The sequence below is a fragment of the Buttiauxella warmboldiae genome, from assembly GCF_003818135.1.
GTDB classification, from domain to species: Bacteria; Pseudomonadota; Gammaproteobacteria; order Enterobacterales; family Enterobacteriaceae; genus Buttiauxella; species Buttiauxella warmboldiae.
In genome coordinates this window covers 38,865-46,237 of record NZ_RPOH01000063.1, presented here as the reverse complement: position 1 = coordinate 46,237, position 7,373 = coordinate 38,865, and the positions used below count along the sequence as shown (strand labels likewise).

The window sequence follows — 7,373 nt, the reverse complement described above, 5'->3', positions numbered from 1 at the left end:
GGCATCCATTTTGTTCAGTTTGATACCGATGCTCTGGCCATCATTGGCACCAACCTGAATATCCAGGGTCTGGTCGGAGCTCAGCACCTTCACGCCGTTAAACTCCGTCTGTTCAGAGATACGGTTGATTTCCGCCATGCGCGCGTCAATTTCAGACTGAATGGACTCGCGGTCAGTTGTAGAGTTGGTGCCGTTCTGAGCCTGCACGGTCAGACGACGGATATTCTGCAGGTTGTCGTTGACTTCGTTCAGCGCGCCTTCGGTGGTCTGCGCAATAGAAATCCCGTCGTTGGCGTTACGGGATGACTGAGTCAGGCCGTTAATATTGGCGGTAAAGCGGTTGCTGATGGCCTGGCCCGCCGCATCGTCTTTGGCGCTATTGATACGAACGCCGGATGACAAACGTTGAATTGCCGTTCCCAGGGAAGACTGGGATTTGTTCAGATTATTCTGGGCCAGCAGGCTCAGTGCGTTAGTATTAATAACTTGTGACATGGGAAGTTCCTCAGATATTTATAATGCAACGTCCAGGCTTTTAATAAAGCGCCTGAAACAGAGTGATGTAATATGTTATTCACCTATCTAAATATCGGTGGAACTTAAAATGGCTAAAATATTTTTTATATTTTTTTAAATATTCACGCTTAGTTAATAAAATAGCGTCAGTTCTGTCGCCTTTTCATAGAATACAGGCTCAGAAACATCGTCCTAAGGCGCTACGAGGATAAACGGCGGGATATAAAGTGAGGTCCATAGGTACGTCTGGCACCCTAAGCAATTCTTTTTCGCAGATCATAACCAGCAAACTCAGGTCATATCGGCAGTCCCGAGCCGCTGTAAACGTGCCTGGCCTACAAAAACTGACGCAAATGTTACCTCGTGCACATCATTGGTCATATTTTTGGGCAGGTTTGCAAATCAGTGAAAAGGTCATCGGCAAACAATTGACTCGGCGTACAGAAGCAGACATTAATAGCAAGACCCCTTCCAGTCTCCCGGGAGGAAGTGGGTGGGTTCAGGAATACAACTTAGCCGCCTCATCAATTGATATGCACCTCATTGATCATCCTGTAGCAAGGACTTAGCCCCTCTGCAAAGAGGGGCTAAGATTACTGGCCTATTTTTTTGCGAAAACGTTTTGCGAAAACACCAGCTTTATCATTAGCCAGGCGCTGACCTTACCCCTCTTTCCCCATCCCCGTCTGCTGAATCAACATCAATGAAATGCTATTAAACCAGCGGTGGGCAAAGCTCTGACGCTCGCTGGCAACCGAGATATCCGCAAGATTTTCCCGGCCGACCGTCGCCGCATTGCCTGCACCTTCAATCGATACGCGATACCAGACGCCCTGCGGACGCAGATCTTTGGCCTGCGTCGTCGGGTTGAGCGGCACCGGGCCGCCGTGATCTTTTGCCAGCAGCAAAGATGGCAGGCGCGTAACCACGCTATGGTCGATAGAAACTACGCGTCCGATAAGCGGTTGCCACTTACCGTGCTGATAAATTTTGGCCTGAGCTCCCACGCGTAAACGCGCCAGATCCTCTTCCCCCACCAGCGCTTTCACCCGCCAGCGTTCGCTGTTCACCAGCGTGGCGATGTGCGTAGTGGGCGCGACCCAGCTTCCGGGCTGCAGAGAAACATCGCGATCTTCGATACGCCCGTTAGCGGCAGCCACTAGCCGCAGACGGAGCAGCTCATTATTGCCCGCGCTTTGCTGGAGCGAGTACTGACGCGCCATTTGTTCAGCGAGTATCTGTTTTGCCGGCCCATCTTTATCAAGCCCTAACGCCCCCCGTGCGCTGAACTCCCAGGCGCGACGCATCTCCTGCGCTTTGCGCAGCGATGTTTCAGGCAGCGGCGCAATAAGCTCAAACAGCGGCTGTCCTGCTTTCACTTCCTGCCCGTCGGTGACGAGAGTTTTCTCAAGACGAGCGCCGTATGGCGTATAGATCGGCTGGACAAAACCGGCTTCAATGACCCCAGGCAGGCTCACTTTATTCGACCAGGGCACGAAAATAACCAGCATCCCGGTCATCACCACCAGCAGCACTCTGCGACGGTAAAAAGGCTGACTTTCCTGGCGGCGAGCCCAGCAGGTTTTTATTTCTCCGAGCATGGGTCGCACCACGAAAGTCGCAATCTCTATCAAAAACAGAATTACCCCCAGGGCCTTAAAAAAGGCGTGGTAGATAATGACCGCGATGCCGATAAACAACAGCAGGCGATAGATCCAGGTGGCAAAGGCAAATACCGTCAGAAAACGGGCGAAGGCCGGGGTAATGTTATCGGGTTTGGGATCGTTAATCCCGAACAGGTGCCAGCGCAGCGCGCGTTTCGCCCAGTTTCCCGCGCGTTCATGTAGCCCCGGAAAATCCAGCCAATCGCTCAGAATATAGTAGCCGTCAAAACGCATAAACGGGCTGGCGTTGACTACCACCGTCATAATCCAGGCGGTGGTGGCAAGGAAAAACAACGCGTTTTTGACGCTGCCTTCCGGGGCGAATGACCACAATAATGTCGCCCAGGCCGCCAGCACCAGCTCCGCAGCAATCCCGGCGGCGGCAATCTTTAGCCGCTCGCGCGAACGAATTAGCTTCCAGCTCTCTCCGGTGTCGGTGTAGGCCATCGGCAGCATCACCAGTAACGCGATCCCCATATGGCCGACCCGCACGCCATGCCGTGTTGCGGCAAGCGCATGGCCCATTTCATGCCAGCATTTAGAAAACACCAGTGCGATAGCAAAGGCCAGCGCGCCATGCCAGCTCACCGAATTGTGCAGGGTAGCGACCACCGTATCCCACTGGCGTGCCGCAAGCACTATGCCGGTTATCGCCACAAACAGCGTTAGCCACAGAAAAGTTTTGCTAAACAGCGGCTGCAACCACGGCAGCGCTCTACGCAGCGCTTTTTCCGGGTGAACCAGCGGAATGCGGATAAACAAATAGCTGTGTAACAGCCACTTCCAAACCGATGATGCCGGGTGGTAACGGGTGCTACGCAGCAGCTGCTGCTGTTGTAAAAACAGCACGAAAGCTTTGATATCTTCGGCATCGACGTTTAGCGTGGTTTGCTGGTTGATCGCCTGCGCTATTTTCCCGGCATCCGCCAGCTGCCAGCGTTTGAGGATCTCAATTTCCAGCCAGCCGAGGCGGAAAAACAGGTTGCGCACCGGATCTGCGAGGTGCCAGGCCGGAGATCCGTCTCGGTTGCTGCCCGCGCTATTAAGCCGCAGCTCATCACGTAGCGCAGGCCACGGTGGAGCAGTTGCCGTACCGCTTATCACCAGCCGCTCCCGGCACGTAACGTAGCTATCGGGCGGCGCAGCAGCAGGTAGCCGAGTAATGCCCAGTCCCCCGTCACGCGAGCGGTTCCCTGCAGGCCAATACGGGCGACGCCAGGCTCATCTTCCAGCGTGCCGCGCAGCAAATAGCTGGCCACGCCGTTTGGCGCTTCCACCGTTTGATAACCGGCGTATCCCAGCCTGGCGTTTAATGAATCCAGCGGCGCAACTTTCAAAAAGATTTTCATCGGCGCGCCGCGCTTCAGGTTAGTGGACTCGCTCACCGGCGCCCAGGCTCGAACGCCAAGACGGCCAGGGTCTGCCAGCAAGCCAATGCGCTCGCCGGTTTGTACTGGACGCCCGGCCCAGTCATCCGGGTCGGAATAGACAAAAACGCCGCTTTCCGGGGCACGAATCGTCAGCTTTTCAAGGTCGCGGCTGAGCGACTCAACTTCAACTTTTTTCTCGCGCCATCTGCCTTCCGCCATGGCCAGCTCTGACTTCGCCTGCTGATCTTCAATCGCCTGCTGGGATGCCTGATGCAGCGTGATCTCCGCGGTTTTCAGCTCCGCCTGCGCCACTGCCAGACGGTTATGCAGCGTGGTGTCGTCAAGCGTGGCCAGCACCTGCCCTTTCACCACATTGCTATTGGGCAACACCACCATACGCTTGATAACGCCGGAGTCAGGGGCGGCAATCACCTGGCTGTGCAGCGAGATAATTTCAGCAGGCACCAGCGTGTATTCACGCACCGGGATACACAACACCAGCAGCACGGCCAGCACGATATAGCCAGAACGCCGCCCGATATTGCGTTGCCAGAACTGCCTGAAACGGGAGGGGCGCGCGGTTAACGCCCACCAGGCGTAACCGTATAAACCGCTCAGCTGCAGCAGGGCAAACTCCGCGGAGGCAGGAGCGAGCGACGTTGGCCATGGCTCATCGCGCCCTAAAAACCAGAGCGCATGAATTTCGCCGTCGGCGCCGATTAATGGCAATACCCAGACGTGTGCAGGTAACCATTCACTCCACTGCGGGGCGAGGGCCGCGCTGAGCTGTGTGGGCGAAAGCGCCAGCACGCGCGCCTCCGGCGGTAATGCCCGGCAATCAGGGGCAATCTCTTTGGCCACCTCAGAAAGCCACAGGGCATACGGCGTATTGTTGTCGGTATCGCTTAACCCGGAATGCGCGATCAATTTTGCGCGGTTGTTCGGCGCAAGGGACAACAGCGCCGCCTGACGGTAATCCACCAGCTGGCGTGTTTCATTGCATATCGCGAAGCCCAACTCGGCGGAGTTGCTTATGGCTTCTACCCTTGCAGCTAACTGGTAGAAGGCTGTACTTGAGATCACGAATTGGCAGCTCCGCTTGTCAGGCAGCGGTTTTCATCCGCCGGGCAGATAGCAACGGCCTGGCCACTCATACCCGGCAGTACGTCATCGGTTTTTTCCGGGAAACGGGTTTCGATTTCGATGGTCTGGCTGACGGCATCGACTTTGCCGCTAATGTTGGTCACGGTCAGGGGATATTGCTTCCCGGTTTCACCGACTGACGCATTAAGCTGCGAGCCAATTTTCAGCCATGCCACCCAGCTTGAGGGCACATTTAAGCGCGCACGCAGAGTCCCGTTACCGACCAGGTCAATCACCGGCGCACCGGCGCCTATTCCCTGCCCCTCTTTGACGTAGATTTTTGCCACGCGCCCGTTGAACGGCGCAACAAAACGGCACTGTGCCAGCTGGGCGTCGAAAATCCCCATCTGGCCTTTGGTACGGTTCACCTCTGATGCGGCTAACCCCACTTCCAGCGCGGCTGCCGATTGCAGCCCCTGCAGCTTGGCTTTGGCTTCATAACGCAGCTGAGCGGCCTGAAACTCCGCCTGAGCGGCGTTCTTACGCGCCACCAAATCGCTACAGTCCATGCTGGCCAGCACTTTGCCCTGCGTGACGGGATCGCCCAGTTGCACATTGATTTTCGCCATTCGCCCCGCCACTACGCTGGAAAGCGGGCTTTCACGGTTAGCGAGCACCAGGAAACGCACTCTGGTGCTGCCTTGCGCTGCGGGCGCTTTTACCTCAGCGGGAGCCGCAACAGCAGGGTCCGCGGCAAAGCCCGGCGCGGAAAAACCGATAAGCGTAAATAGCAGCGTAGCGATGCTCTTTTTATGGTTATTCATATACAGCCTCATGGCGTCGCGGTCAGAACGGGCGTTGCCCCAGCAAGCCTTTGTAAATCGCTGGTAATCGAGAGCGTTGCCGCTTCAGCCAGCGCGCTGATGGAGCGCGTGCTGGTTTCGTTTGGTAGGTAGCTGGTGTATCGACGGGTTAACACTTCCGCGCCGGTCGCATCCCTGACGCGCATCGTCCACACGCCTTTACGGGTGCCGTTGCTGGCGCCGATGTTAAAGCTCATTTGCAGGTTGAGGCTGTTCGGCGACGGCTCAAGCGACAGGTGGTTGGCTGCAATCACCCGGCCCACGGACTGCTCAATGCTGGCGCGTGATACGCCGGACGGCAGCCGTGCGATCTGGATTGCAATCGGGTGTTTTTCCACAGCAATACCGGCAGTATGGGCAAATACGCTGCTTTCCTGCTGGCGTAAACTGGCGTTAATTTGTCGTGATAGGCTGGCAACGTCGGTTTGATTAACCCGATCCGGCAGCAAATCGATACCGACGGAGTTCAGCACGCGTCCATAAGCCGCCTGCGCTTCCGCATAGGATGACGCTTCCTGGAAGCGCGAAACGATGGAGCGCGCCTGGGTGCGCAACGTTTCCAGATCGCTGGTCAGGGAGTTATCGGAACCGGCGCGGGAAATACTCGCCAGACGTTGATCAACCAGTGCCGACTGCTCTGCAATCTGGAAGTCATAGGAGGCCAGCTTATAGCGCTCGGTCGCCACGCGAACCTGCGTCAGAACCGCCATGCTTAACGCCATGCGGCGGGCATCTTCGGTTTGGGTACGGGCATCGTTGGCGCGGCTGATGGCCGGGATGCTCAGCAGTTTGAACAGGTTCATCGAAACGCCGATGCCCCCCTCAATCCAGTTGTTATTGTAGAGATAGTCGTTGGAGTCATAATTCAACCCGGCGAACAGGTTGAGGTTCGGGAACAGCGAGGCAATCTGACGTTTGGTTTCATAGCTATCGATACGCGTTTTGTAATCTTCTTCACGCAGCTCCGGGCGGCGTTCCAGCGCCATTTGCTCAAGCTTGTCGATATTGGTCGGTGCAGGAGCCAACGGCGCTGGCGTGTCCTGCAGCACCAGCGGAGTGCCCGGCGGTAAATTGATAAGGGCGGTCAGCTCGCTTTTCGCCAGCTCCATTTGCTGACGTTTCTGATTGAGCAACGTCATGGCGTCAAGCAGGGCGCGCTGATATTCCAGCCCTTCAATGGGCGGCAGGATCCCGGCCTGTTCTGCTTCACGGGTTTTATCCAGCGCCTGGGCAATTTGCTCGGCCAGCGGCTGGGTTTCGTCGAGCAAACGTTGTGCGCCTAAGGCTCGCCAGTAGGCATCACGCACTTCCTGGACAATATTTTGCAGCACTTTGCGGCGGCGCTCTTCGGCGATATTCACCTCATCGGCCTGTTGTTTGGCGCGGAAGTAGCTCATCCCGAAGTCGAGCACGTCCCAGGAGAAGGTGGCGCTGGAAAGATAATGTTCGCGCTCCTCAGAGGTGGAAGGACGCAGGCTTATCACGCCATCGTCGATACCGACACTGGTGCCCCCCGAGTCGTTATCACGCCAGCGATAGCCCGCATCCGCCATCAGTTTGGGCAGCATGTCCTGTTGCGAAACCTCCAGCAAACTGCGCGATAGCGCGGTTTCCATCATTTTCAGACGGTAGTCGAGGTTATATTTTAACGCCCGGGCCATCGCGTCGGATAAGGTCATCGGGCCACGAAGCGCCTCTTGCCCACGGTACATTTCTGCCCTGTCGCGATTCACGCGCGCTGTTATCTCATCCTGAGTTAACGGTTCCGGTTTAATGGTGCCACAGCCTGCCAAAATCAGTACCGCAATCAACCCGGCAATCGGTTTGACTAACGGCACACCACGTTTTTTTTGTCCAGCCACCATGGTTGCGTTCAT

At 56.4% G+C, this 7,373-nt stretch carries 5 protein-coding genes; all 5 read right to left on the bottom strand.

Features of this window, described 5'->3' with window-relative positions; all coding sequences use genetic code 11:
- Window positions 1-495: flagellin N-terminal helical domain-containing protein (locus EHN07_RS14695; RefSeq protein WP_482764106.1), on the bottom strand; the 495-nt coding region annotated here is incomplete at its 3' end.
- 683 nt (window positions 496-1,178) lie between these two features.
- Complete coding sequence (locus tag EHN07_RS14690) at window positions 1,179-3,284, bottom strand: site-2 protease family protein (protein WP_244202412.1); 2,106 nt, start codon at window positions 3,282-3,284, stop codon at window positions 1,179-1,181.
- The gene (locus tag EHN07_RS14685) at window positions 3,281-4,633 is read right to left on the bottom strand and encodes an efflux RND transporter periplasmic adaptor subunit (protein ID WP_244202411.1); all 1,353 of its coding nucleotides are present in this window, start codon (window positions 4,631-4,633) and stop codon (window positions 3,281-3,283) included. The genes EHN07_RS14690 and EHN07_RS14685 overlap by 4 nt, the downstream gene beginning before the upstream one ends.
- A complete protein-coding gene (locus EHN07_RS14680) occupies window positions 4,630-5,457 on the bottom strand; it encodes an efflux RND transporter periplasmic adaptor subunit (RefSeq protein WP_244202410.1) in 828 nt (275 codons plus the stop codon). The genes EHN07_RS14685 and EHN07_RS14680 overlap by 4 nt, the downstream gene beginning before the upstream one ends.
- Before the next feature lie 8 nt (window positions 5,458-5,465).
- Window positions 5,466-7,373, bottom strand: coding sequence for a TolC family protein (locus EHN07_RS14675; RefSeq protein ID WP_124024840.1), 1,908 nt, complete (start codon window positions 7,371-7,373; stop codon window positions 5,466-5,468).

Coding starts and splice junctions, on each gene's coding strand:
- EHN07_RS14680 (WP_244202410.1), bottom strand. CDS start 5,457: ATGAATAACCATAAAAAGAGCATCGCTACGCTGCTATTTACGCTTATC.
- EHN07_RS14675 (WP_124024840.1), bottom strand. CDS start 7,373: ATGAACGCAACCATGGTGGCTGGACAAAAAAAACGTGGTGTGCCGTTA.